General features: G+C 66.7%; 29 protein-coding genes. 21 read left to right on the plus strand and 8 right to left on the minus strand.

Annotation, left to right across the window (positions count from 1 at the left end; genetic code table 11):
• Window positions 1–59: 59 nt before the first annotated feature.
• The 3 genes from E2K76_RS01385 to E2K76_RS01395 are packed head-to-tail and all read right to left on the minus strand — an operon-like array spanning window position 60 to window position 2,033.
• Window positions 60–848 carry an iron chelate uptake ABC transporter family permease subunit gene (locus E2K76_RS01385; RefSeq protein WP_136682623.1) on the minus strand — a complete coding sequence of 263 codons (789 nt, stop codon included), beginning with the start codon at window positions 846–848 and terminating at the stop codon, window positions 60–62.
• Entirely contained in the window at window positions 841–1,563 is a 723-nt protein-coding gene (locus E2K76_RS01390) for a metal ABC transporter ATP-binding protein (protein WP_136682474.1), read from the minus strand. The genes E2K76_RS01385 and E2K76_RS01390 overlap by 8 nt, the downstream gene beginning before the upstream one ends.
• A complete protein-coding gene (locus E2K76_RS01395; protein ID WP_136682475.1) occupies window positions 1,560–2,033 on the minus strand; it encodes a Fur family transcriptional regulator in 474 nt (157 codons plus the stop codon). Before E2K76_RS01395 ends, E2K76_RS01390 begins: the two co-directional genes overlap by 4 nt.
• Window positions 2,034–2,098: 65 nt before the next feature.
• On the opposite strand from E2K76_RS01395, the gene E2K76_RS01400 reads away from it, so the two are divergent.
• The gene (locus E2K76_RS01400; RefSeq protein WP_136682476.1) at window positions 2,099–3,007 is read left to right on the plus strand and encodes a zinc ABC transporter substrate-binding protein; all 909 of its coding nucleotides are present in this window, start codon (window positions 2,099–2,101) and stop codon (window positions 3,005–3,007) included.
• Here E2K76_RS01400 and E2K76_RS01405 read toward each other — a convergent pair.
• On the minus strand, window positions 2,997–4,211 hold the full coding sequence (locus tag E2K76_RS01405; RefSeq protein WP_136682477.1) for a urate hydroxylase PuuD: 1,215 nt from the start codon (window positions 4,209–4,211) through the stop codon (window positions 2,997–2,999). The two genes, E2K76_RS01400 and E2K76_RS01405, sit on opposite strands and share 11 nt — an antisense overlap.
• A gap of 101 nt (window positions 4,212–4,312) precedes the next feature.
• Between E2K76_RS01405 and E2K76_RS01410 the strand changes: the two genes are divergently transcribed.
• From E2K76_RS01410 to E2K76_RS01420, 3 genes are all read left to right on the plus strand, one after another.
• Window positions 4,313–5,236: a LysR family transcriptional regulator gene (locus E2K76_RS01410; protein WP_136682478.1), complete on the plus strand. Its 924-nt coding sequence runs from the start codon at window positions 4,313–4,315 to the stop codon at window positions 5,234–5,236.
• Window positions 5,237–5,305: 69 nt separating this feature from the next.
• The gene (locus tag E2K76_RS01415; protein WP_136682479.1) at window positions 5,306–6,211 is read left to right on the plus strand and encodes a diacylglycerol/lipid kinase family protein; all 906 of its coding nucleotides are present in this window, start codon (window positions 5,306–5,308) and stop codon (window positions 6,209–6,211) included.
• The gene (locus E2K76_RS01420; protein WP_136682480.1) at window positions 6,208–6,999 is read left to right on the plus strand and encodes a metallophosphoesterase family protein; all 792 of its coding nucleotides are present in this window, start codon (window positions 6,208–6,210) and stop codon (window positions 6,997–6,999) included. Before E2K76_RS01415 ends, E2K76_RS01420 begins: the two co-directional genes overlap by 4 nt.
• Here the strand turns inward: E2K76_RS01420 and uraH are convergent.
• Window positions 6,984–7,331 (minus strand): hydroxyisourate hydrolase, encoded by a 348-nt coding sequence (gene uraH / locus E2K76_RS01425; RefSeq protein WP_136682481.1) that lies wholly within the window; start codon window positions 7,329–7,331, stop codon window positions 6,984–6,986. The two genes, E2K76_RS01420 and uraH, sit on opposite strands and share 16 nt — an antisense overlap.
• Window positions 7,332–7,467: 136 nt before the next feature.
• On the opposite strand from uraH, the gene puuE reads away from it, so the two are divergent.
• The 4 genes from puuE to E2K76_RS01445 are packed head-to-tail and all read left to right on the plus strand — an operon-like array spanning window position 7,468 to window position 11,614.
• The gene (puuE, locus tag E2K76_RS01430) at window positions 7,468–8,856 is read left to right on the plus strand and encodes an allantoinase PuuE (RefSeq protein WP_136682482.1); all 1,389 of its coding nucleotides are present in this window, start codon (window positions 7,468–7,470) and stop codon (window positions 8,854–8,856) included.
• Window positions 8,853–9,668, plus strand: a complete 816-nt coding sequence (locus E2K76_RS01435) for a bifunctional allantoicase/(S)-ureidoglycine aminohydrolase (RefSeq protein ID WP_136682483.1) — start codon at window positions 8,853–8,855, stop codon at window positions 9,666–9,668. The genes puuE and E2K76_RS01435 overlap by 4 nt, the downstream gene beginning before the upstream one ends.
• A complete protein-coding gene (locus tag E2K76_RS01440) occupies window positions 9,665–10,135 on the plus strand; it encodes an ureidoglycolate lyase (protein WP_136682484.1) in 471 nt (156 codons plus the stop codon). Before E2K76_RS01435 ends, E2K76_RS01440 begins: the two co-directional genes overlap by 4 nt.
• Before the next feature lie 39 nt (window positions 10,136–10,174).
• Window positions 10,175–11,614, plus strand: coding sequence for a nucleobase:cation symporter-2 family protein (locus E2K76_RS01445; RefSeq protein WP_136682485.1), 1,440 nt, complete (start codon window positions 10,175–10,177; stop codon window positions 11,612–11,614).
• On the opposite strand, the gene E2K76_RS01450 is transcribed toward E2K76_RS01445, so the two are convergent.
• Window positions 11,585–12,562, minus strand: a complete 978-nt coding sequence (locus tag E2K76_RS01450; protein ID WP_136682486.1) for a type I glyceraldehyde-3-phosphate dehydrogenase — start codon at window positions 12,560–12,562, stop codon at window positions 11,585–11,587. The genes E2K76_RS01445 and E2K76_RS01450 overlap by 30 nt on opposite strands.
• A 156-nt stretch (window positions 12,563–12,718) precedes the next feature.
• On the opposite strand from E2K76_RS01450, the gene E2K76_RS01455 reads away from it, so the two are divergent.
• Window positions 12,719–13,501: an IclR family transcriptional regulator gene (locus E2K76_RS01455; RefSeq protein ID WP_136682487.1), complete on the plus strand. Its 783-nt coding sequence runs from the start codon at window positions 12,719–12,721 to the stop codon at window positions 13,499–13,501.
• Here the strand turns inward: E2K76_RS01455 and E2K76_RS01460 are convergent.
• Window positions 13,498–14,238: a tellurite resistance TerB family protein gene (locus E2K76_RS01460; protein ID WP_169053170.1), complete on the minus strand. Its 741-nt coding sequence runs from the start codon at window positions 14,236–14,238 to the stop codon at window positions 13,498–13,500. The two genes, E2K76_RS01455 and E2K76_RS01460, sit on opposite strands and share 4 nt — an antisense overlap.
• A gap of 190 nt (window positions 14,239–14,428) precedes the next feature.
• Between E2K76_RS01460 and E2K76_RS20955 the strand changes: the two genes are divergently transcribed.
• The 8 genes from E2K76_RS20955 (at window position 14,429) to E2K76_RS01495 (ending at window position 20,404) form a co-directional block, all read left to right on the plus strand.
• Entirely contained in the window at window positions 14,429–14,560 is a 132-nt protein-coding gene (locus E2K76_RS20955; protein ID WP_281280678.1) for a hypothetical protein, read from the plus strand.
• Window positions 14,557–14,718, plus strand: coding sequence for a hemin uptake protein HemP (hemP, locus tag E2K76_RS01465; protein ID WP_136682489.1), 162 nt, complete (start codon window positions 14,557–14,559; stop codon window positions 14,716–14,718). The genes E2K76_RS20955 and hemP overlap by 4 nt, the downstream gene beginning before the upstream one ends.
• Before the next feature lie 75 nt (window positions 14,719–14,793).
• The gene (locus E2K76_RS01470; protein ID WP_136682490.1) at window positions 14,794–16,056 is read left to right on the plus strand and encodes an imelysin family protein; all 1,263 of its coding nucleotides are present in this window, start codon (window positions 14,794–14,796) and stop codon (window positions 16,054–16,056) included.
• Between the two features lie 4 nt (window positions 16,057–16,060).
• Window positions 16,061–16,348: a (2Fe-2S)-binding protein gene (locus E2K76_RS01475; protein WP_136682491.1), complete on the plus strand. Its 288-nt coding sequence runs from the start codon at window positions 16,061–16,063 to the stop codon at window positions 16,346–16,348.
• Window positions 16,302–16,787, plus strand: a complete 486-nt coding sequence (bfr, locus tag E2K76_RS01480; RefSeq protein ID WP_136682492.1) for a bacterioferritin — start codon at window positions 16,302–16,304, stop codon at window positions 16,785–16,787. Before E2K76_RS01475 ends, bfr begins: the two co-directional genes overlap by 47 nt.
• 83 nt (window positions 16,788–16,870) lie before the next feature.
• Complete coding sequence (locus tag E2K76_RS01485) at window positions 16,871–18,376, plus strand: di-heme oxidoreductase family protein (protein ID WP_136682493.1); 1,506 nt, start codon at window positions 16,871–16,873, stop codon at window positions 18,374–18,376.
• On the plus strand, window positions 18,376–19,329 hold the full coding sequence (locus E2K76_RS01490; RefSeq protein ID WP_136682494.1) for an imelysin family protein: 954 nt from the start codon (window positions 18,376–18,378) through the stop codon (window positions 19,327–19,329). Before E2K76_RS01485 ends, E2K76_RS01490 begins: the two co-directional genes overlap by 1 nt.
• Before the next feature lies 1 nt (window position 19,330).
• Complete coding sequence (locus tag E2K76_RS01495; protein ID WP_136682495.1) at window positions 19,331–20,404, plus strand: DUF1513 domain-containing protein; 1,074 nt, start codon at window positions 19,331–19,333, stop codon at window positions 20,402–20,404.
• Here the strand turns inward: E2K76_RS01495 and E2K76_RS01500 are convergent.
• Window positions 20,362–20,844: a gluconokinase gene (locus tag E2K76_RS01500; RefSeq protein WP_246032849.1), complete on the minus strand. Its 483-nt coding sequence runs from the start codon at window positions 20,842–20,844 to the stop codon at window positions 20,362–20,364. The genes E2K76_RS01495 and E2K76_RS01500 overlap by 43 nt on opposite strands.
• A 31-nt stretch (window positions 20,845–20,875) precedes the next feature.
• Here E2K76_RS01500 and E2K76_RS01505 point away from each other — a divergent pair, with 31 nt between their 5' ends.
• From E2K76_RS01505 to E2K76_RS20960, 4 genes are all read left to right on the plus strand, one after another.
• Window positions 20,876–21,526: an ABC transporter ATP-binding protein gene (locus tag E2K76_RS01505; RefSeq protein WP_136682496.1), complete on the plus strand. Its 651-nt coding sequence runs from the start codon at window positions 20,876–20,878 to the stop codon at window positions 21,524–21,526.
• Window positions 21,523–23,739, plus strand: coding sequence for an ABC transporter permease (locus tag E2K76_RS01510; protein ID WP_136682497.1), 2,217 nt, complete (start codon window positions 21,523–21,525; stop codon window positions 23,737–23,739). The genes E2K76_RS01505 and E2K76_RS01510 overlap by 4 nt, the downstream gene beginning before the upstream one ends.
• Window positions 23,729–24,730, plus strand: coding sequence for a lipocalin-like domain-containing protein (locus E2K76_RS01515; RefSeq protein WP_136682498.1), 1,002 nt, complete (start codon window positions 23,729–23,731; stop codon window positions 24,728–24,730). The genes E2K76_RS01510 and E2K76_RS01515 overlap by 11 nt, the downstream gene beginning before the upstream one ends.
• An 88-nt stretch (window positions 24,731–24,818) precedes the next feature.
• Window positions 24,819–24,941 (plus strand): hypothetical protein, encoded by a 123-nt coding sequence (locus tag E2K76_RS20960; protein WP_281280679.1) that lies wholly within the window; start codon window positions 24,819–24,821, stop codon window positions 24,939–24,941.
• Window positions 24,942–24,944: the final 3 nt, after the last annotated feature.

A 24,944-nucleotide genomic window follows, 5' to 3' on the forward strand; every position in this document is an offset into this window, starting at 1 on the left:
CCCGATCCTGCGCGCGGTCGGGGCCGGTCGCCCCGACATGAAACGCACGAAAAGCGACATCACGCGCGAAGTCGGCCCACGACCCCGGCAATGACGAATCCCGCCGCCGCCGCCGCCACGATGGACGGCCCCGCGGGCGTGTCGAAGGACAGTGACAGCCACAGCCCCGCCAGCGCCGCCGCCGCGCCGATGGCGGATGCCAGCAGCGCCATCGCCTCCGGCCCGCGCGCCAATGCCCGCGCCGCAGCGGCGGGCACGATCAGCATCGCCGCGATCAGAAGCGCCCCGACCACTTTGATCGACACTGCCACCACGACCGCCAGCGCCAGCGTCAGAACCATCCGCTCGCGGTTCGGGTCGATGCCGGAGGCATGGGCCAGATCCTCGTTCACCGTGGCGACCAGCAGCCGATCCCACCGCCAGACGATCAGCACGGCGACCAAAGCGCCCCCGCCCCAGATGAACGCCAGATCCGCGCGCGAGACCGCCAGAATGTCGCCGAACAGCCAGCTTTGCAGATCCACCCGCACCCCTTGCAGAAAGCTGACCGCAACAAGGCCCAGCGCCAGCGCCGAATGCGCCAGCACCCCCAGCACCGTGTCGATGGCCCAGCCCCGCCCCGACAGCGTGGACACCGTCACCGCCATCACCAGCGCCACCGCCAGCGTGCCGAAGCCCACCGGCAGGTCCATCGCCAACGCCAGCGCCACACCAAGGATCGCCGCATGGGCCGTCGCATCGCCGAAATAGGCCATGCGCCGCCAGACGACGAACGCCCCCAAAGGCCCGGTCGCCAGCGACAATCCGACTCCCGCCAGACCTGCCCGCATCAGAAAATCGTCAAGCATGGTCATGTCCGCAATCGTGGGTATGGTCGTGATCGTGCTGATAAAGCGCCAGCGCCCCTTGGGTGCCAAGGCCGAACAGCGCGCGATATTCCGGCGCGTTCGACACGACGCGCGGGGTTCCTTCGCAGCAGACATGCCCGTTCAGGCAAATCACGCGGTCGGAGGCCGACATCACCACATGCAGATCGTGGCTGACCATCAGCACCGCCGCGCCAGTGTCGCGCCGAACTTCCTCCAGCAGACGATAGAAAGCCGCCTCGCCGGGTTGGTCGAGCCCCTGGGTCGGCTCGTCCAGCAGGATCGCCTGCGGTTTCGCAAGCAGCGCCCGTGCCAGCATCGCGCGTTGCAACTGCCCACCCGACAGATCGGCAAGCTGGCGATCCGCGATGTCGGGCACGCCGACGCGGGCCAGCGCGGCATCGGCCTCGGCCCGCGAATGGCGGATCGGCAGCGACAGGAACCGGCGCACGGACAGCGGCAAGGTCCGCTCCAGCGCCAGCTTCTGCGGCACGTATCCGATGCGGGCGTTCCGCGTCACCCGCCCCGACGACACGGGCAAGATTCCCAGCAATGTCCGCAGCAAGGTCGACTTGCCCGATCCGTTCGGGCCAACGATGGTCACGATCTCTCCGGCATTCAGCGCGATGCTGACATCGGAAAGCACGTCGGCCCCGCCAAGGCGGACGGTGACATGTTCGGCGGACAGAAGGCTCATTCGGTCTTGCACGCCGGGCAAAGGCCCAGCGCCTCGATATTGCTGCGTTCGATGGTGAAACCCAGTGCTTCCGCCGATGCGCCAAGTGCGGCGCGGACACCCGCCGCATCGGCCTCGGCCACGGAATCGCACTGGCGGCAGATCAGGAAGGCGGGCGAATGCGCCTCGCCCGGATGCATGCAGGCGGTAAAGGCGTTCAGGCGGCGGATGCGGTGGGCCAGCCCGTGTTCGACCAGAAATTCAAGCGCGCGATAAGCGACGGGGGGCTGGTTGCCGAACCCCTCGGCCGCCAGCCGTTGCAGCACGTCATAAGCGCCCATCGCCTTGTGCGCCTCCAGCAGAATCTCCAGCACGCGCTTGCGCACGGGGGTCAGGCGCAGACGCTGCTCCTTCGCCAATGCCTCTGCCCGGTGCATGACATCGCCTTCGCAATGCGAATGGTCGTGATGGTGGAAAGCGAGCGGTTCCATGGGCGGCCCTTGACTTGTGATATTATCACATATACGCCCTGCCGCACCGATACGAAAGGGTTCCCATGCGTTATACCATATCGCTGCTGCTTGCCACCGCCGCCTTCCCCGCCTTTGCGGATGTGTCGGTGGTGACCGATATTCCCCCCGTGCAGTCTTTGGTGGCGACCGTCATGGGAAAGACGCCCGAAGTGCTGCTGCCGCCGGGCTCGGACGCGCATAACTTCCAGCTTCGCCCGTCGCAGGCGCGGGGTCTGGCCAATGCCGATCTGGTCGTCTGGGTCGGGCCGGAGATGACACCGTGGCTGGCCGGGACGCTGGACGGCATCGGCGGCGACGGCGCGCGGCTTGGACTGCTGAAGGCAGACGGTGTCACCCTGCGCGACTATGCCGAGGATCACGACCACGGCCATGACCATGACCATGACCATGACCACGAACATCACGGCCACAGCCATGACGGCCACGATCCCCATGCGTGGCTGGACCCGCATAACGCTTCGGTCTGGCTGGACGCCATCGCGGTGGAACTGTCGAAACTGGACCCGGACAACGCCCCGACCTATGCCGCCAATGCTGCCGCAGGCAAGGAAAGCATCGCAGCCTTGGATGCCGAAATCACAGCGCAGCTTGCCCCGATCAAGGACAAGCCCTTCATCGTCTTTCACGACGCTTATGGCTACTTTGCCGAGCATTACGGCCTGACGGTAGCGGGTGCGGTGTCGCTGGGCGATGCCTCATCGCCCTCGGCTGCGCGGCTGTCGGAAATCACCAAGGCAGCGGGCGGTGCGGTCTGCCTGTTCCCCGAGGTGCAGCACGACCCCAAGCTGGTGACGCAGATGGCGGGCGATACGGGCGTCACGGTCGGCGATGCGCTGGACCCCGAAGGATCGGCGCTGGACGCAGGGCCCGAGCTTTACGCAAACCTGATGCACGGGCTGGCCGATACGCTGACCGGCTGCCTCAGCCGCTGACCGACCGATACCACGCGACGATCGCCGCCCGCTCCTGCTCCTCCATGAAGGACAGGTTCGCGGGCGGCATGGCATGGGTCACGCCCGATTGCAGATAGATGCGCCGCGCCTCGTGCGCGATCTGGTCCGGCGTTTCCAGATGCACGCCCTTGGGCGCCCACATCAGCCCCTCCCACCCCGGCTCGGCCGCGTGACACATCGAACAGCGGCCCTGCACGATCTGCGTCACCTGATCGAAACCCGCCGCATCCGCGAAACGCTGGGCGGCAGGGGTCAGCGCCGCCTCCTGCCGCATCATCGGCACGGATGACAGCCATGCCACGATGATGAACAGGATGACCGTCGCGGCCCATGTCCAGTTCGGGTTCCCCTTCCGCGCATGTTTGGTATTGAAGTAGTGCCGGATCGTCACGCCCATCAGAAAGACCAGCGACGCGATGATCCAGTTGTATTCCGTCGCGAACACCAGCGGATAGTGGTTAGACAGCATCAGGAACAGCACCGGCAGCGTCAGGTAGTTGTTGTGGGTGGACCGCTGCTTGGCGATCTTGCCGTATTTCGGATCGGGCGCGCGGCCCGCCTTCAGGTCCGCCACCACGATCCGCTGGTTCGGCATGATGATCAGGAACACGTTGGCCGACATGATCGTCGCCGTGAACGCCCCCAGATGCAGCAAGGCGGCGCGACCCGAGAAGACCTGCGTATATCCCCAGCTCATCGCGACAAGGATCACGTAAAGCAGCAGCATCAGCCGCGTATTGTCGTCCCCGAACCGCGATTTGCAGATCGTGTCATAGGCCAGCCAGCCGAAGGCCAGCGATCCCAGCGAAATCCCGATCGCCTGCCACGGCGCCAGGTCCATCACAGCCGGATCGATCAGATAGAATTCCGAGCCCAGATAATAGACCAGCACCAGCATCGTGAAGCCCGACAGCCACGTCGCATAGCTTTCCCATTTGAACCAGGTCAGATGTTCCGGCATCGCGGCAGGGGCGACCAGATATTTGCGGATGTGATAGAAGCCGCCACCATGGACCTGCCATTCCTCGCCATGCGCGCCCACGGGCAGGTCGGGCGCCTTGCGCAATCCAAGGTCCAGCGCGATGAAATAGAAAGACGATCCGATCCACGCGATGGCGGTGATCACATGCGTCCAGCGGGCGGCGATCTCCACCCATTCCCAGATCACGGTCATGTCGTACATGGCTGGCTCCTGCTTCGCTTGCCATAGGCTATACCGCCCGTCACCTTTCTGTTAATTCTGCAAATGCCCAAGCACTTTCAAATCGCGCTGGAAAATCCCGATTGGCTTATGTGAACAACATACGGATGTTCGTCCGTGTCTATGAATTGGGCAGCATGAGCGCGGCAGCCCGCGACCAGCGCACATCGCCCGCCGTGGCATCGGCCCGAATCTCGGAACTGGAGAAGCATCTGAGCGTGCGGCTGTTCAACCGCACCACCCGCACCCTGCAACCGACCGAGAACGGCCGCATCTTCTATGACGGCGCGCGCAAGGTGCTGGAGGCGATCGACGAGGCCGAGGCGGCGGTCGTGGACGTGACGCAGAACCCGCGCGGGACGATCCATCTGGCGGCCCCATTGGGCATCGGGCGGCGGTTCATCGCGCCGCATATCCCGGCGTTCAAGGATCTGTATCCGCAGATCGACCTGCGCCTGCGCCTATCGGACCGCAACGTGGACGTGACCGCCGAAGGGCTGGATCTGGCCTTCCACCTTGGCATCCTTGAAGACAGCACGCTGAAGGTGAAGTTGGTCGCCGACTGCCCGCGCGTGCTGTGCGCGGCCCCAGCCTATATCGCGCGGCGGGGCAATCCGGCGGATGGTGCGGCGCTGGTGGACGCGCATCACGACTGTCTCAACCTGCGCTTTCCGGGCGCGAAGGAGTTTCAGTGGACGCTCCAGACCCCCGACGGCCCCCGCCGGTTCGAAATCACCGGCCCGTTCGAATCCGATGACGGCGACGTTCTGACCGGCTGGGCGCTGGACGGGCGCGGCATCGTCATGAAGCCGATCTTCGAGGTGGCCGAACATCTGCAATCGGGCGCGCTGATCCCGGTGGCGGTTGCGACGCCGCCTTTGCCGACGCAGCTTTCCTGCCTGTTCCAGCACCGCCGCCTGCGCGATCCCAAGCTGCGGCTGTTCGTCGATTTCATCACCGCCCGCTGCCGCGCGGACATGGCGGCGGCGATGCAGGTTCTTTCGTAACATTCGCACTCTATGGCGAAACCCGAAGGCGGCGACTGGCGTTGCCCCCGGCCCCAAGGAGTTTCCCCCATGCCCATCGACCCCGCCACGATCTGCGTCGTCGCCAATCCAAATTCGGGCCGCAACAGCCATGACGCGCAGGCCATCGACCGCGCGATGGAGGTGTTCGGCACGGCGACCCTGCGCCGCTGGCAGGAAGGCCACGACCTGTCCGAAACCGTGGACCGCGCGATTGCGGACGGGTTCACCACCATCGCCGCCGCCGGGGGGGATGGCACGGTGATGGGCGTGGCCAATGCGATGGTGAACACGGATGCCCATATGGCCGTGCTGCCGCTGGGCACCTTCAACTATTTCGCGCGGGGCCTGCAACTGCCGCAGGAACCGGCGCCCGCGGCACGGGCGATCCTGAACGGGCATCCGCACCGCATCTCGGTCGGGACGGTGAACGGCAAGGTCTTCCTGAACAATGCCAGCCTCGGCATCTATCCCGCGATCCTGAAGCAGCGCGAATCCGTCTACAAGAAATACGGGCGGCGGCGGATCGCGGCGCATTGGTCGGTGCTGAAGACCTTCATGAAATACCGCAAGCCGCTGACCATCCGGTTGGACGACCGCGCGATGACCACCCCGCTGATCTTCGTCGCCCGCTCTGCCTATCAGCTTGAACGGTTCGGCCTGCCGGGGTCCGAACAGATCAGCGACGACGATCTGGTGATGTTCGTCTCGCATGCCGACGGGCGAGGGGCGCTTCTGCGCACGACATGGCATCTGGTCACCCGATCGGTGAAGGAGGGGCGCGATGTCGACATCCTCCATGCCGAGGATTTCACGGTGGAGACCGCGAAACCTTCGCTTCTGGTCGCCTATGACGGGGAAAAATCTCGGATGGAGACGCCGATCCGGTTCCAGATTCTGAAAGACGCGCTGTCCATCATCGTCCCGTCAGAGGCCGACCGCGTGGAGACGCCATGAAACGCATCGTCCACCTGTCGGACCTGCATTTCGGCCGCACCTCCCCCGCCCTGCTGGAGCCGCTTCTGGCGGAAACCAACGCGCTGAAGCCGGACCTCGTCGTGATCTCGGGCGATTTCACGCAGCGCGCGCGCGTCTGGCAATATCAGGAAGCCGCCGCCTTCGTGAAACGGATCGAGGCGCCGACCCTGTCGGTGCCCGGCAATCACGACACGCCCCTGGACAATCTGTTCGTGCGGATGGTCTGGCCCTGGCATCGATACCGCAAATACATCGACCGGAACCTTGAACCCACCTGGTCGGACGAACGGCTGAAGGTCGTGGGCGTCAATACCGTCAACCGCTGGGCGCATCAGTCGGGCCGGTTCCGCAGCAAGACGCTGGCCCGTGTCTGCCGCGAATTCGAGGGTGCGGGCGACCGCGTGCGCGTCGTCGCCCTGCATCACCCGCTGGAACATCTGGAGGGCACCGACAAACGCCTGATGCGCGGCGCGGGCCGTGCGCTGAAGGCGCTGTCGGACTGCGGTGCGGATGTGGTCCTGTGCGGGCATATCCATACGACGCATGTGGGGCCGTTCACCAATGCTCCGGGGCTGTTGTTCGTGCAGGCCGGGACGGGCCTGTCAACCCGCCTGCGCCATCAGGAAAACAGCTTCAACGTGCTGGATTGCAGCCGGGCCGAGGTGCATATCCGCGCCATCTCGGCGGGGGATGACGCGAAATTCCGCACCACCGCCGAGGCGACGTTCCACCGCGACAAGGACCGCTGGGCTCAGCTGCCGCGATAGGTACTGTAGGCGAAGGGCGAGATCAGCAGCGGCACATGGTAGTGCCCCTCGGCATCCGCGATACCGAAGCGGATGGGGATCTGATCAAGGAACAGCACCTCGCCCGCCGCCTGTCCGCTGGTCCGCAGGTAATCGCCGGCAAAGAAGATCAGCTCGTAATGCCCTTCCTTCAGCGGCGACAGCATCGGCGCATCGGTGCGGCCATCGGCATTCGTCACCGCTTCGCCGATCTTGCGATGGCTGTTGCCCGAAACACGATACAATTCGATCCTGATACCGGCCGCTGGTTTGCCCAGCGCGGTATCCAGCACATGCGTTGTCAGTCGTCCCATCGATGCCTCCGTTTTCGCCATCATCGCCGCAAGAAGCATCGGATGCGAGTGCGGGCTTGCCGTAAAGCAGTTTCGCCGTTTTCTTGAAAAACAACTTCGCCGATCCCGCATAATCTGAAACGAAAGGAGACCGCCGATGAACCGCTACCCCCGCAACATGACCGGATATGGTGCCACCCCGCCGCAGGTGCGCTGGCCGGGCGATGCGCGCGTCGCGGTCAGCCTTGTGCTGAATTACGAAGAGGGTGGCGAGAACAGCATCCTGCACGGCGATGCCGCGTCCGAAGCGTTCCTGTCCGACATCGCGGGCGCAGCCCAGTGGCCGGGAGAGCGGCACTGGAACATGGAATCCATCTATGAATACGGGGCGCGCGCCGGGTTCTGGCGGCTGCACCGCATCTTTACCGAACGCGACCTGCCGGTGACGATCTACGGGGTCGCGACCGCGCTGGCCCGCAGCCCCGAACAGGTGGCCGCGATGAAGGATGCCGGGTGGGAGATCGCGTCCCACGGCCTGAAATGGGTCGAACACCGCGCCATGCCCGAGGAGGAGGAGCGCCGCCAGATCGCCGAAGCCATCCGCCTGCATGCCGAGGTGGTGGGCGAGCCGCCGCGCGGCTGGTATACGGGCCGCTGTTCGGCCAACACGGTGCGCCTGACGTCCGAGCAGGGCTTCGACTGGATCTCCGACACCTATGACGACGACCTGCCCTACTGGCTCGACAACGGCCAGCTTGTCATCCCCTATACGCTGGAGGCGAACGACATGCGGTTCGCCACCGCCCCCGGCTACATCACCGGAGAGCAGTTCTTCCAATACCTGAAGGACAGTTTCGACACGCTGACCGCCGAGGGCGGGCGCATGTTCTCGATCGGGTTGCATTGCCGGCTGATCGGGCGTCCGGGCAAGGCGGCGGGGCTGATCCGCTTCCTCGATTACGCGCAGCACCGCGGCGCGTGGTTCGCAACGCGCGGCCAGATCGCGGCGCATTGGGCGGCGAACCACCCGCCCATCCGGCGCGAACGGCCCAGCCAGATGGACCGCGACAGCTTCGTCGCGAAATTCGGCGGCATCTTCGAACATTCCCCCTGGATCGCCGAACGCGCGTGGGAGATGGAGCTTGGCCCCGCCCATGACAGCGCCGTGGGCATTCATTCCGCCCTTTGCCGCGCCTTCCGCAGCGCCAGCGCCGACGAACGACTGGCCGTGCTGAACGCCCACCCGGATCTGGCGGGCAAGCTGGCACAGGCGAAACGCCTGACCGCCGACAGTTCCGCCGAACAGGCCAGCGTCGGCCTCGACGCGCTGACGGACGAGGAGCGCGAGACGTTCCAGCGCCTGAACGCCGACTACGTCGCGCGGCACGGCTTTCCCTTCATCATCGCCGTGCGGGACAACACCAAGATGACCATCCTGCACGCCTTCACCACCCGCATCGCCAATGACCGCGACACCGAATTCGCAGCCGCCTGCAAGCAGGTGGAACGCATCGCCGAACTTCGCCTGAAGGACCTGCTGCCATGACCTATTACGCGCCCGAAGGCGGGCTGCCGCCGCAGACGCAACTGATGACAGGCCGCGCCGTCTTCACCGACGCCTATGCCTTCATTCCGCGCGGCGTGTTTTCCGACATCGTCACCAGCTTCCTGCCGGGATGGGACGGAACGCGCCTGTGGCTGATCGCCCGCCCGATGACGGGGTTCAGCGAAACCTTCAGCCAATATGTAATGGAGGTCGCCCCAGGCGGCGGGTCGGACACCCCCGAACCCGAGGCTGAGGCGCAGGGCGTGTTGTTCGTGACCGAAGGCACGCCCACCCTGACCATCGACGGCCAGCGCCACGATCTGCGCGCCGGAAGCTATGCCTATATCCCCGCCGGGTCGGCATGGACGCTGTGGAACCACGGCGCGGACCATGCCCGCTTCCACTGGGTGCGCAAGATCTGGGAATCCGGCGGAATGGCAAAACCCGAGCCGCTGATCCTGAACGAGCAGGACATCGCCCCCAGCCCGATGCCCGACACGAACGGCGCCTGGGCCACCACCCGTTTCGTCGATCCGACCGACCTGCGCCACGACATGCACGTCACCATCGTCACCTTCCAGCCCGGCGGCGTCATCCCGTTCGAGGAGACACATGTGATGGAACACGGCCTTTACGTGTTGCAAGGCAAGGCCGTCTACAAACTGAACAAGGATTGGGTCGAGGTCGAGGCAGGCGATTTCATGTGGCTGCGCGCCTATTGCCCGCAGGCGTGCTATGCTGCCGGGCCGGGGCCGTTCCGCTATCTGCTCTACAAGGACGTGAACCGCCACCCTTCGCTGAGGCTGAAATGATCCGCCCGGAGCCCCTGACCGCCGAAGCCTTCGCGCCTTTCGGCGACGTGCTGGAGGCCGCGGGCACCGCGGACAAGATCATCAATCAGGGTCTGTGCGGCCGCTTCCACGACCGCGCGCGGCTTGATTTCGGCGATGCGCGGGCGGGCATCTCGATCTTTCGGGCCGAGCCGCGCAGCCTGCCCTACCGCCTCGATCTGGTGGAACGCCACCCCGAAGGCTCGCAGGCGTTCATCCCGATGACCGAACATCCGTTTCTGGTCATCGTCGCAACCGGCGACGACCAGCCAGATACGCCCCGCGCGTTTCTGACCGCCCCGCATCAGGGCATCAACATCCATCGGGGCGTCTGGCACGGCGTTCTGACCCCGCTTCACGCCCCCGGCCTGTTCGCCGTAATCGACAGGATCGGCCCGACCCCCAACCTTCAGGAGCACTGGTTCAAGGACCCCTACACCATCGGATGACCGCCACAGAAGCGGCACCGACCCAACAGGAGAGAGAAGATGACCCATCCGGTAGATGAATTTCTGCCGCCGCCCCGGCTGTTCACGCTTGGGCTGCAACATGTTCTTGTGATGTATGCGGGGGCGGTCGCCGTTCCCCTGATCGTCGGGCGGGCGCTGAACCTGTCGCCCGCCGACGTCGCCTTTCTGATTTCCGCCGATCTGTTCGCCTGCGGCATCGTCACGCTGATCCAGTCGCTGGGGATGACCCAGTGGTTCGGCGTGCGCCTGCCGGTGATGATGGGCGTGACCTTCGCCTCGGTCGGGCCGATGGTCGCCATCGGCAGCGCCTATCCTGGAACCGAGGGGGCGCGGATGATCTTCGGCGCGATCATCGCCGCCGGGATCATTTCCATGGCGATCGCGCCGCTGGTCAGCCGGATGCTGCGGTTCTTTCCGCCGGTGGTGACGGGCACGATCATCCTCGTGATCGGCGTGACGCTGATGCGGATCGGGATCAACTGGATCTTCGGCAACCCCGTCGGCCCCACCGCCCCGCGCATCGTCGATCCCGCCCATGCCGAATGGCTGACAACGGTGGCGGCACCCGAAGGGCTGCGCCTTGCGCCCACGATCCAGAACCCGGCCTATGCCGATGCGGGGAACATCGTGATTTCAGCCGTCGTGCTGGCGTCGATCCTGCTGATCGCGCGGTTCGGGCGGGGGTTCATCGCCAATATCTCGGTCCTTCTGGGCATCGTGATCGGCGGTGTGCTGGCGACGATCGCGGGCAAGATGGCCTTCTCCAAGGTGGCCGAGGCGGATTGGTTCGCGCTGATCACCCCGTTCCACTTCGGCATGCCGATCTTCGATCCGGTGATGATCGTGACGATGGTGCTGGTGATGATCGTCGTTATGATCGAATCCACCGGGATGTTTCTGGCTTTGGGCGAGTTGACCGAACGCAAGATCACCCAGCCCGTCCTGTCGGCGGGTCTGCGGACGGATGGTCTGGGCACGCTGATCGGCGGCATCTTCAACACGTTCCCCTATACGTCCTTCAGCCAGAACGTGGGCCTTGTGGGCGTGACGGGTGTTCGCAGCCGCTTCGTCTGCGTGGCGGGCGGGATCATCCTGATCGTCTTGGGGCTGGTGCCGAAGATGGGTGCGCTGGTGGAATCGCTGCCGACTGCCGTTCTGGGCGGCGCGGGGATCGTGATGTTCGGCATGGTCGCCGCCACCGGCATCCGCATCCTGTCGAACGTGGATTTCGCGACCAACCGCAACAACCTGTTCATCGTCGCTGTCTCGCTCGGCTTCGGGATGATCCCGCTGGTCGCGCCGGACTTCAAGATGTGGATGCCGCATGGGCTGCACCCGCTGATCGAGAGCGGCATCCTGCTGGCGACGATCGCGGCGGTCGGGCTGAACGCCTTCTTCAACGGTGCGCGCGGCACCGCCGCCGAGGCATCACGCGCCGCGGCGCTCGCCGATCATTGAGGCGACATCCAGCATCCGGTTGGAAAAGCCCCATTCGTTGTCATACCAGCCAAAGACGCGGACCATCCCCTGCGCGGTGATCCGCGTCTCGGGGGTGGCCATGACGATGCTTTCGGGGCGCGCCCGCAGGTCGGAACTGACCAGCGGGCGATCGGTCCAGCCGATCACGCCGCCGGCCTTGAATGCCTCGTTCACCGCATCCGCCGTCGGCACCCGGTCCAGCATCACCGCCAGATCCACGGCCGAGACGCTGGCCACCGGCACCCGCACCGCCGATCCCTGCACCCGCCCCGCCAGATCCGGCAGGACCTGATCCAGCAGCCGCTGGGCCGAGGTCGTCGTCGGCACCATCGACAGCGCCGCCGCCCGACTGCGCGCGAAATCGGCGGCGGGGGCATCCACGGTCGGCTGGCTGCCGGTATAGCAGTGGATCGTGGTCATCGACCCCGTCACGACCCCCCATTCTCGGTCCAGCAGCCGCACCAGCGGCGCCAGCGCATTCGTCGTGCAGGACGCGTTGGAGATGATCCGCTGATCCGTGACCGCATCCTCGTTCGCGCCCAATACGACCGTCACATCCGACGCCTTCGACGGGCCAGAGATCAGAACCCGCCCCGCCCCCGCCCGCAGCCCGCGTTCCGCCACGTCGCGCCCATCGGCCCGGCCCGTGCATTCCATCACCACGTCCACGCCCGACAGGTCCAGCGCCGACAGGTCCGCCGCCCGATGCAACGGGATCGCCCGCCCGTCCACGACCAGCGCGCCGTCCCGCAATTCCACCGTTCCCTGCCACGGCCCGAACACGCTGTCGTATTGGAACAGATAGGCGCACATGTCGGGCGCCGCGATGTCGTTGATGCCGGCGATCTGGACCGGCCACGTCCCCCGCGCCCATGCCCGCAGCACCGACCGCCCGATCCGCCCGAATCCGTTGAGGAACACCCGCATATGCCTGCCTCCTGACCTTTGCATCGACAAAGCAGAATGGCAGCGCCGCTTCAATGCACACAATAAGGCGATAATGTGCCGATGCGTCATCCGCCCGCGCAGAATCGCTGGACAGGAATCGCGCCGCGCCCGCTTGATCACGAAAAGGAGAGCGGCATGAGCACGATCCCCGTCCGTCCCCGTGGCCGCCCGCGAACCACGGATGACCCATCCACCGTCGTCGCCGTCGAACGCGCCATCCGGCTGCTTCGGCTGCTGGCGGCGCATGACGGGCTAACCGTGTCCGAGGCGGCAGAGCTTGGCGGCCAGCCGCTTGCATCGACCTTTCGCGCGCTGACCACGCTGGAGGCGGAGGGCATGGTCGAATCCGAAGACATGCGGTTCCGCATCGGCGCAGGGGCGTTCCGACTTGGCAACGCCTTCCTGCGGCGCGATTCGCTGGTGGCGCGGGCCGCCGCCCCGATGGCCCGCCTGCGCGATGAATTGTCGGAAACCGTGTCGCTGGCCATCGCCTCGGGCGGCGAGGTGCTGCATCTGGCCGAAGCCGAGGGCCCGCGCCAGCTTCGCGCCAATTTCCCGCCCGGCAGCCGCGCGCCGCTGCATGCCTCGGCCTCGGGCAAGGCTTTGCTGGCTTGGGGCGCGGTGGAGCCTGGGGCGCTGGTGCGGCACACTTCGCTGACGATCACCGCCGCGGCGGCGCTGGATCGCGAATTGTCCGGCATCCGCGAACGGGGCCACGCGCTGGACGATCAGGAAAGCATGGAGGGGATGCGCAGCGTCGCCGCGCCGATCTTCGGGCATGACGGGCGGGCACATGCGGCGCTGGCGCTGTCGGCCCCGGCCTTTCGGCTCAGCCTGTCGGACGCCCAGCGCGCGGGGACCGCGCTGCGTGCGGCGGCGGATCTGCTGACCGCCGCCACCGCCGGCTCGGGGCCCTAGGCGATCGACGCCACCTTGGCGTGCAGATGTTCGACCAGACCCGGATCGAGGTTCAGCCGTGCCGCTAGCATCGCAAGATAGCCCTTCTCGGCCGGGTTTTCCTCGTCCACCACCAGCAGCGACATCGTATAGATCTCTGCCGCCTCCTCGGGGGTGCGGGCCAGTTCGGCGATGCGGCCCACATCCAGCGGCGCGTTCAGTTCCGCCTGGATCAGACGCTCGGCCTCGGCACCCAGCCCCAACTCGCCCAGTTGCGATTCGATGCGCTGAAGCTCGTCCGGGGTGACGTGGCCGTCAGCCTTGGCAGCGGCAACCATCGTCTGCACCAGCCGCGTCGCCAGATCATCGGCCGCCTCGGGGTCAGTCGGGTTGAAGGGCGTGCCCTCGGGCGCAGGAAGCGGGGTCGCTGCGGGCTCGGCACCGACCTGCGCCTTCTGGCCCGCCTGCCAATCCTGATACGCCTTGTAGGCAAGGCTGCCGACCACGGCCAGCCCGCCCATCTTCATCGCGCCGCCAGCCATCCGGACGCTGTTCTTGCCGCCCAGCAGCAGCGCAAGCAGACCGCCGCCGGCAATCGCGCCCTTGGTCATGCCCGACTGACGATCCCATGCGCCCTTGGCCTGTTCGGCCATGCCGCCCAGACCACCGCCAAGGCCGCCGCCCAGACCGCCCCCTTGCGAACGGCCCTGTCCGAAGTTCTGAATCAGGCTGTCCAGGATGTTTTTCGCGTCCTTCATCGTCCTCACTCCACTGGTTGAACCGACATCGATATGGGCCGCAGGATGCGACCGTTCCATGACGGCGGCAAGCTTCCGCTTGCGACCCTATTTCCGACCAAAAAAATCAGTCTTTACAACTCCGACTTTTTCAGTCAATTTTCCTTCATCCAAGCCAGCCCTTTCGGGCAGCCGGACCCGGAGAAAACCGATGACGCCCGAAAGAACACCCATCACCCCGGAACCCTGCCTGACCGAGATCCTTCGTCAGGCGCTGGCGGGCCTTGCCCACGGAACCACGGGTTTCACAGCACTTATCGACCGCATGGAGCGTGCAGCATGAACGCGATGACCGATCCCCTGAACCTCATCGAAACCGGCATTCCGGTGCATGACGCCACCCGCCTGACCGACGGCGGAACGCAGGCGCGCATCGTGCTGCATGGTCAGGTCTATAGCCTGCGGATCACCCGCGCGGGCAAGCTGATCCTGACGAAATAAGGCTCCCCGCCCGGTCGCGCCGGCACCCGGCGCGGCCGCAATCCCAGCCCGGCATCCCCAGCCCAGCGAGCGATCATGACGCATCATCCCCTCCGCGCTTTTCTTGCCGCATCCTTCGCAATGACGGCCATCCCGGCCTTCGCCGTGACGAGCGCCGAGGTCGTGGACACCTATGCCGACATCGCCGAGGCGGGCTATGCCGACAGCCTAACCACCGCGCATGCGCTGGACGGTGCCATCGACGCGCTGCTGGCAAGCCCGTCGCAGGATACGCTGGATGCCGCGCGCGCCGCATGGCTGGCCGCGCGCGTTCCCTATCAGCAGACCGAGGTGTTTCGGTTCGGCAACCCGATCGTGGACGATTGGGAGGGCCGCGTGAACGCATGGCCGCTGGACGAGGGGCTGATCGATTACGTCGATGCGGGCTATGGCGGGGCCGAGGATAACGACTTCGCCACGCTGAACGTCATCGCGCATCCCGCCTTCACGCTGTCGGGGGCGGATGTGGATGCAAGCGCGATCACCCCGGCCCTGATCGCCGATACGCTGCACGAGGCGGACGGGATCGAATCGAACGTCGCCTCCGGCTATCACGCCATCGAGTTTCTGCTTTGGGGTCAGGACCTGCACGGCCTTGAACCCGGCGCGGGAGAGCGTCCCTGGACCGACTACGCCACCGATGGCTGCACCAACGGCAACTGCGACCGCCGCGGCCAGTATCTGAAGGCCGCCAGCACCCTTCTGGTGTCGGATCTGGAGGAGATGGCGGCGAACTGGACCACCGGCGGCGCAGCGCGGACGGCCGTGACGCAGAACCCCGATGCCGGGCTGCGCGCGATGCTGACCGGGATGGGCAGCCTGTCCTATGGCGAACAGGCGGGCGAGCGGATGAAGCTGTGCCTGATGCTGAACGACCCCCAGGAGGAGCACGACTGCTTCTCCGACAACACCCATAACAGCCATTACCATGACGGTCTGGGCATCCGGAACGTCTATCTGGGCCGCTATACCCGCGTGGACGGGACCGAAGTTTCCGGCCCATCCCTGTCGGAACTGGTCGCAGCAAAGGCGCCCGAGGTCGACACCGAATTGAAGCTGCGGCTCGATCGCACGATGGACGCGATGACCGCGCTTCGCGATGCGGCGGAGGGCGGCATGGCTTATGACCAGATGCTTGCCGCCGACAATGCCGAGGGCGAGGCGCTGATCACCGCCGCCATCGACGGGCTGGTGTCGCAAACCGCATCCATCGAACGCGCGGTCACGGCCCTGACGCTCGACGCCATCGCCTTCGAAGGCTCCGACAGCCGTGATAACCCCAACGCCGTCTTCCAGTGAAATCATGATCGTCTGCCACTGCATGAACATCACCGACAACGACATCCGGTCCGCCGTGGACTGGATGCGACATTCGGACCCTGCCACCATCATCACGCCCGGCAAGGTTTACCGCGCGCTGGGAAAACGCGCCGATTGCGGCGGCTGCATGCCCTTGCTGCTTGACACCATGCGCAGATGCGACAGCTTTGAAGTCCCAAGCAATCTGCGCGGCCTGCGCCGCGTTACAGCCAAGGACAAAGGCAATGAAGGGCGATCCGAAGGTCATCGAATATCTCAACGCCGGACTTAGGTCCGAGCTGACGGCCGTCAGCCAATACTGGCTGCACTATCGCCTGCAAGAGGATTGGGGCTACGGCAAGATTGCCGACAAGTCGCGCGCGGAAAGCATCGAGGAGATGAACCACGCCGACAATTTCATCAAGCGCATCATCTTCCTTGAAGGTCATCCGAACCTTCAGCGCCTTGACCCGCTGCGCATCGGCCAGACCCTGCGCGAGACGCTGGAGGCTGACAAGGCCGCCGAGGAAGACGCGATCAAGCTCTATACCGAAGCGCGCGATCACTGCGAAAGCGTCAAGGATTACGTGTCCAAGAACCTGTTCGAGGAACTGCTGAAGGACGAGGAAGGCCACCTCGACTACCTTGAAACCCAGCTGTCGCTGCTGAACGATATCGGCGAGCAGAACTACGGCCTGCTGAACGCGAAGCCTGCTTCCGAGGCGGAATGACCTCTTGCCGTCGACACGGGCGGCAAGAATTTCGTTGAATAAGGCGAGCAAAGGCGCGACACCGACAACCAAGAGGTTTGTCCATGTTGCGCCTATTGCCTGTGTTCCTGTTCTTTGCGCAGCCGCTTGCGGCTTGGACGCCAAACGACGCGCATCTGCCCGCCATTCCCGGCACGGCACCCGAAGCAAAGCGGATCGCGGCCATCCTTGCCCCGCCCCGTGATTTCACCAAGGCTGAACCCTTCGAACACCTGCCCGCCGGGGCCGCCACCGTGCGCCGCAGAACGACGTCCGACGCCTTTTCCGACCCGTCCGGCAATATGCCCTTCGCGTCCGAGACGGACTTCAAACTGGGCAACGCGCTGTTTCGCAAGCTTTGGGTCGGTTCGCCCTCGTCCACGCTGGCGTCGGACGGGCTGGGCCCGCTCTATAACGCGCGCGCCTGCCAAAGCTGTCATGTCAAGGACGGGCGCGGCCATCCGCCCGAAGGGCCGCAGGACGATCGCATCTCGATCTTTCTGCGGCTGTCGATCCCCGGCGGCAGCGCGCCGGAGGAAATCGAGGATTACATCGCCACCAGCCCCGACCCGGCCTATGGCGAACAGCTTCAGGATCTCGCCCTGCCCGGCCATGCCGCGGAAGGCCGGATGGACACCGAATGGACCGAGATTCCGGTGACACTGGGCGACGGGTCCGCGGCCAGCCTGCGAAAGCCCAGCTATTCCATCGCGAACCCCGGCTACGGCTCGATGGCGCCGGACGTGATGCTGTCCCCTCGCGTTGCGCCGCAGATGATCGGTCTGGGCCTGCTGGAGGCGATCCCCGCCGCCGACATCCTTGCCCATGCGGACGAGGATGATGCGGATGGCGACGGCATCTCGGGCCGGGCGAACATCGTCGGGTCGGTGGAACATGGGATCATGCTGGGCCGCTTTGGGCTGAAGGCTGGCCAGCCGACCATCCGGCAGCAATCGGCCAGCGCCTTCGCGGGCGACATGGGCCTGTCCACCGTGCTGTTCCCCGCGCCGTGGGGCGAGTGCATGCCCGCCCAGCCCGCCTGCCGCGCCGCCCCCGACGGACAAGAGGACGGCATCCGCGACGGGCTGGAGGTGGACGCGCAAAGCCTCGACCTCGTGGCTTTCTATGCCCGCAACCTTGGCGTGCCGGAACGCCCCCGCGCCGGGAATGCGCAGGTGCTGCTGGGCAAGCGGATGTTCCACGAGGCTGGCTGCCCCGCCTGCCACATCTCCAAATTCGTCACCCACCGGCTGGACGGCCGCCCGGAACAGAGCTTCCAGTTGATCTGGCCCTATACCGACCTTTTGCTGCACGACATGGGCGACGGGTTGGCCGACAACCGCCCCGAAGCCCGCGCGACGGGGCGCGAATGGCGCACGCCACCGCTTTGGGGGATCGGGATGACCGAAACTGTCACCGGAACCGCGTCTTATCTGCATGACGGGCGCGCCCGCTCGTTGTGGGAAGCGATCCTGTGGCATGATGGCGAAGGGCGCGCGTCCCGCGATGCGGCGGCAAGCCTGGATGCCGAAGACAGGGCCGCGCTTCTGGCCTTTCTGGAGAGCCTTTGATGAAGACCCTTCTTGCGCTCGTCCTGATGGCGGCCCCAGCATTCGCCGATACCGCGACGGTCGTGAACGCGCGGATCGGGCCGGGCTACCAACGCTTTGCCGCCACCGCCGCCGAACTTGCCGATACTGCTGCCGACACCTGCGCACGCGAGGTGCTGATCCCGCTTTTCAACGACACGTTCGATGCGTGGATCGCCGTCGCCCATATCCGCATCGGCCCGGTCGAGGATGATGGACGCGGCCTTGCCATCGCCTTCTGGCCCGATACGCGCGGCACGGGCAAGCGCGTGCTGGACGAGTTGACCCAAGGGACCGCGCCGCTGGACGGGTTCGAACGCCAATCCGTCGCCGCGCGCGGTTTGTTTGCGCTGGAGCGCCTGCTTTACGACCCGGCCTATTCCTCGGCCCGCGGCTGCGAGGTGATCGGCGCCGCCGCCACGGACCTGCAACGCATGTCCGGGGCGATCCTTGAAGAATGGTATCGCTTCGCCGGGCTGATGCTGACCGCAGGCGCGCCGGGGAATCACCGTTTCCTGACGCGCGAGGAAGCGACGCAGGCCATCTATACCCAGATCATGACCGGGCTGGCCTTCAATGCCGACATGCGGCTTGGGCGGCCCATGGGATCTTTCGACCATCCCCGCCCCGAGCGGGCCGAGGCGAGGCTGTCGCAGCGCAGCCTGCGCAACCTGCGCCTCTCGCTCGCGGCGATCGAGGCGGATGCGCTGTCGCTGAAACCCGACATCCCGCGCACCTTTCAGGCGATGGAAAAGGCAAGGCGCTTTGCCGACCGCATGGACGATCCCGACTTTGCCGATGCCGCAACGCCCGAGGGGTGGCTGAAGCTGGAAATCCTGCAACAGTTGATCCACGCCGTCATCGAAGCCGCCCAGAACGAGATCGGGGGTGCGCTTGGCATCGGTGCCGGGTTCAACACCACGGACGGAGACTGAGATGGCAACGCGCAGATTGGTCCTTGCCGGATTGCTGGCCAGCGCCGTGCCGCGCGTCGGCTGGGCGGATGCCGGCAGCCCGGCATGGCTGGCCGCTGCGCGCCTGCCCGATGACAGCCACGCGCTGCACGGGATCGCGTCGGACGGGCAGATCCTGTTCCGCATCCCACTGCCCGCGCGCGGCCATGCCGCCGCCGCCCATCCGACCCGCCCCGAGGCCGTCGCATTCGCACGCAGCCCCGGCACCTATGCGCTGGTGATCGACTGCGCGACCGGAACCCTGCGCGCCCGCCTGACCCCACCCGAGGGGCGGCAGTTCAACGGCCACGGCGCCTTTTCGCAGGACGGCACGGTGCTCTGGACCTCCGAGGTGCTGGCCGAGACGTCGGAGGGGCGCGTGGGCGTATGGGACGCGCGCAGCTATCGCCGAATGGGGGAGTTTCCCTCGGGCGGGATCGGCCCGCACGAGATCCGGCGCATTCCCGGCACCGACACGCTGGTGGTCGCCAATGGCGGCATCCGCACCGATCCGCAGGACCGCAGCAAGCTGAACATCGACGCGATGCGCCCGAACCTGTGCTATCTGACAGACGGCATGGTGCAGGACGTGGTGGAACTGCCGGACTTTGCCCAGTTGTCGATCCGCCATCTTGCGCTGCGCGGCGATGCCGTCGCCTTCGCCATGCAGTGGGAGGGCGACCCCGCCGAACCCGTGCCGCTGCTGGGCATCCACCGGCGCGGCACCGCCCCGACGCTGTGCTGGCCGGCCGAGGCCGAGATGTTCGCGATGCGCAGCTATGCCGGGTCCATCGCATGGGCGGATGACGGGCGCATCGGGCTGACCTCGCCCCCCGGCGGGGTGGTGATGATCCATGCGGCGGACGGCACGCCCGTCGAACGGCACGCTCGCCCGGATGCCAGCGGCATCGCCCCGGCCCCCGGCGGGTTTGCGATCACCGATGGCGGCGGTTCGATCTGTGTGCTGCGGGATCGGCTGTCGCCGCTGACGCGCGAGGATGTGGCCTGGGACAATCACCTGGTGGCGATCGACTCCACGATCGCCCGAAGCGGCTGATCTATGTCCACCGTGATCGCGTCTTCGTCCGGCCCCGGCGGCTCCAGCGCGTCAAGCTGCGATCGCAGCAGCGCGCCCGGCATGAAATGCCCGGTCCGGCCCGCCATGCGAGCCGCCAGAACCTCGGGCGCGCCGGTCAGATGCACGAACAGGATCGGCCCCGCCTGCCGCAGCCGATCGCGGTAGCGCCGTTTAAGCGCCGAACACCCGACGATCACCGGCACCGCCCCCAGCGCCTCGGCCACTTTTTCCAGCCACGGCGCGCGGTCGGCATCGGTCAGCGGCTGCCCCGCTGCCATCTTGGCGATATTGGCAGGCGGGTGCAGGTCGTCCCCGTCCAGATACGGCACGCCCGTCCGGGCCGACAGCGCGCGCCCGACGGTGGTTTTTCCCGATCCCGACACGCCCATCAGAACCATCCGCGTCATCGCGCGTTGCATAGTGCCGCCCCCCTCGTGATAGCCTTGGTGCATGCTGACCCTGACCGACATCCGCAAAAGCTACGACACTTCCGAAGGTTCCGTAACCGTGCTGGACGGCGTCAGCCTGTCGCTGCCGCCGGGCGGGACGGTGGCCCTGACCGGGGAATCGGGCAGCGGCAAAAGCACGCTGCTGCATCTGGCCGCCGGGCTGGACGCCCCCGATGGCGGCAGTGTCGAGGTTGCGGGCCAGCCGATGGGCCGAACCGATGCCGAACGCGCAAGGATGCGGCGGGAAACGGTGGGACTGGTGTTCCAGCAGTTCAACCTGATCCCGTCTCTGGACGTGGCGGCGAATATGGCGTTTCAGGCGCGGCTGGCAGGGCGGTTCGATCCTGCGTGGCAGGCGGAACTGGCCGGGGCGCTCGGGCTTTCGGCTCTGCTGCACCGCTACCCCGAACAGCTTTCGGGCGGGCAGCAGCAACGGGTCGCCATCGGACGCGCGCTTGCCGGGCGCCCAGCGCTGATCCTTGCGGATGAACCCACCGGGAACCTTGACGAAGCCACGGGCGATCAAGTCATGGCGCTGATGCTGCGGCTGGTGGCCGATACGGGCGCGGCGCTGCTGATGGTCACACATTCGCCGCGCCTTGCCGCGATGCTGGACCGTCACGCCCATCTGCGTGCCGGGCGGCTGGCATGAACGCGCTGCTGTCCCATTGGCGGCGGCATCCGGTGCAGGCGCTGATGCTGGTGCTGGGCCTTGCGCTGGCAACCGCGCTTTGGACCGGGGTGCAGGCCATCAATGCCGAGGCGCGGGCCAGCTATGACCGCGCCGCATCGACGCTGGCGCAGGACCGCCTGCCGCGTCTTGTTGCGCCGCGCATCACGCTGGCCGATTACGTCGCCCTGCGCCGCGCCGGCTGGCAGGTGTCGCCGGTGATCGAGGGCGACTGGCAATCCCTGCGCCTTGTCGGGATCGAGCCGCTGACCATGCCCTCCGAAGGCGAAGGTTCGCCCGATTTCCTGACCGATGGGGTGATCCTGTCATCCGAGCCGGTGGACGATCCGCGCGTGCGGGCGGCGGATCTGCCCCCCGGCCTTGCGCTGACCGATATCGGCGTCGCGGCGGGGATCTTCGGGCAGGACATCTCCTATCTGGTGCTTGTGTCGGGGGCTGCGCCGCCGGGGTATTCGGTGATCCGCCCGACCGGCGCGGACCTGTCGCAACTGACCGAAAGCTTCCATCTGAACCTGACCGCCTTTGGCTGGCTGGCCTTCGGCGTCGGGCTGTTCATCGTGCATTCCGCCGTCGGCCTCGCGTTCGAGCAGCGCCGCGCGATGTTCCGCACCCTGCGCGCACTGGGCGTGTCGGCCCGTAGGCTGGCTGCGATGCTGCTGGCGGAACTGCTGATCTTTGCGCTGGTGGCCGGGGCGGCGGGGGTGGGCCTTGGCTGGCTGATCGCGGCGGCGCTGCTGCCGGATGTGGCGGCGACATTGCGTGGGCTTTATGGCGCAGACGTGGGCGGCACGCTGAACCTGCGGGCGGAATGGTGGCTGGTCGGGCTGGCCATCGCGGTGCTGGGCACGCTGGTCGCGGCGGGGCAAAGCGTCTGGCGGCTGTGGCGGATGCCGCCGCTGGCCCCGGCGCAGCCGAGGGCATGGGCGCGGGAATCGGCACGGGCGATGCGGATGCAGGCGTTGGCGGGGTTCGGTCTGTGGCTGGCGGCGGCGTTGCTGCTGCTGGTGCCGGGGCTGTGGGCGGGGTTCGGCGTGCTGGCGGGGCTGCTGCTGGGCGGGGCGCTGATCCTGCCCTTTGCGCTGGCCTTGGTGATGCGGCATTTCGGCGGTGGCGCGGTGGCGCAGTGGTTCTGGGCCGATACGCGACAACAGCTTCCGGGCCTGTCGCTGGCACTGATGGCGCTTTTGCTGGCGCTGGCGGCGAATATCGGCGTCGGCACGATGGTCGGCAGCTTTCGCACCACCTTCACCGCGTGGCTGGACCAGCGGCTCGCGGCGGATCTGTATGTGGAGGCGGCGGACGCCGAAACCTCGGCCCGGCTGCTGGACTGGCTGGGGGATCGCGCGACGGCGCTGCCGATGATCCAGACCGAGGACACTCTGGACGGCCGCCCGGTCGAGGTGGTGGGCATGGTCGATGCCGCGCTGTTCCGCCGCGCCTGGCCCTTGTTGCAGGCTGTGCCGGACGCGTGGGACCGGCTGGCGGCGGGCGAGGTCTTTGTGAACGAACAGATGGGGCTTTCCCCCGGCGACGTGACGGGCATGGGCACCGTTGCGGGCGTCTATGCCGATTACGGCAACCCGATGCCGCAGGTGATCCTGTCCATGGACCGCCACCGCGCCGCCTATCCGCTGCCGATCCTGCGTCATGCGCTGATCACCGACCTGCCTGCATCGGCGATCCGCGAAGCGTTCCCGACCGTCGCCGTGCAGAATCAGGCCGCGATCCGCGAAGCCTCGGTGCAGGTGTTCGAGCGGACCTTTGCGGTGACCGGCGCGCTGAACGTGCTGACGTTGGGGGTCGCGGCGCTGGCGATCTTTGCAAGCCTGCTGACGCTGTCGGCACTGCGCCTGCCGCAGCTTGCGCCGGTCTGGGCGGCGGGGATGACGCGCGGGCGGCTGGCGGGGCTGGAGTTTCTGCGGACGCTGGCGCTAGCGGCGCTGGTCTGGGTGCTGGCGCTGCCGATGGGGCTGGCGCTGGCTTGGGTGTTGCTGGCGGTGGTCAATGTCGAGGCTTTTGGCTGGCGGCTGCCGATGCGGCTGTTCCCCGGCGACTGGCTGCGGCTGGGCGGGCTGTCGCTGATTGCAGCGGCCTTGGCGGCGGCGCTGCCTGTGCGGCGGCTGGCGCGGGTGCGCCCAGCGGAACTGCTGAAGGTGTTTGCCCATGAACGGTAAGGTTCTTGCGCTGGTGCTGCTGGCATCCCCGGCCTTCGCACAAGGGTTCGCGGGGCTGGGCACCGATGCGGGCGGTTTCGCGATCCCGGAACGCGGACCGTTCGACTTTCCTGCCGACCATGCCGCCCACCCGGAGTTTCGCATCGAATGGTGGTATGTGACCGCCAACCTGACCGACGCGAATGGCACGGAATACGGGGCGCAATGGACACTGTTCCGCAGCGCTCTTGCCCCGTTCGAGGCGGAGGGATGGGCCAGCCCGCAGGTCTGGCTGGGCCATGCCGCGCTGACGACCGCCACCACCCACCGCGCGGCGGAAAAGCTGGCGCGGGGCGGGATCGGACAGGCGGGGGCATCGACGACCGAGGCGTGGATCGACGATTGGAGGTTGGCGGACCGGATGGTCGCGCATGGGGACGGCTTCGCCTATGATCTTGCGCTGGAGGCGACGGGGCCGCTGGTGGCTCAGGGCGACGGCGGCTATTCGGTGAAGTCGGCGGCGGGACAGGCCAGCCGCTATTACTCGCAGCCCTTCTTTCGCGCCTCGGGCAGTGTGGAGCTGGATGGCAGGACCATCCCCGTCACCGGTACGGCATGGCTGGACCGCGAATGGTCCTCGCAGCCGCTCGCAAGTGATCAGTCGGGCTGGGACTGGTTCAGCCTGTCCTTCGACGATGGCGCGCGGCTGATGGGCTTCCGCCTGCGCGGGACCGAGGATTACACCAGCGCGACATGGATCGCCCCGGAGGGGGTGCCCGACCCGCAGCCGCCGGGTGCGCTGCGGCTGACACCCCTGCGAACGGCGCAGGTCGAAGGGCGCGAGGTTCCGGTGGAATGGCGGCTGGAACTGCCGGCCAAGGGGCTGGACATCACGACGCGGGCGCTGAACGATCGGGCGTGGAACGTGCTGACCATCCCCTATTGGGAAGGGCCGATCCGCGCCTCGGGCAGCCATCCGGGGCACGGCTATCTGGAGATGACCGGCTATTGATGCGGTGGATGCATGGCAAGGTTGCGGCATTGGCGGTGGTTGCGGGGCGCGGCAGGGATTATCTCGGCCCCGCATGAAGGAGCCGACGATGTCCAAGAAACCCGACGCCGCAACCCAGTCGCTGGAATATTACCGCCGCGAGGCACCGAAGCCCGCGAACACCCCCGCCTCGTCCGTGCTGGATCAGATGTTCGGCTATTACGCCGCGTGATGC

It is taken from the genome of Falsirhodobacter xinxiangensis, from assembly GCF_004959935.1.
Lineage (GTDB): Bacteria > Pseudomonadota > Alphaproteobacteria > Rhodobacterales > Rhodobacteraceae > Falsirhodobacter > Falsirhodobacter xinxiangensis.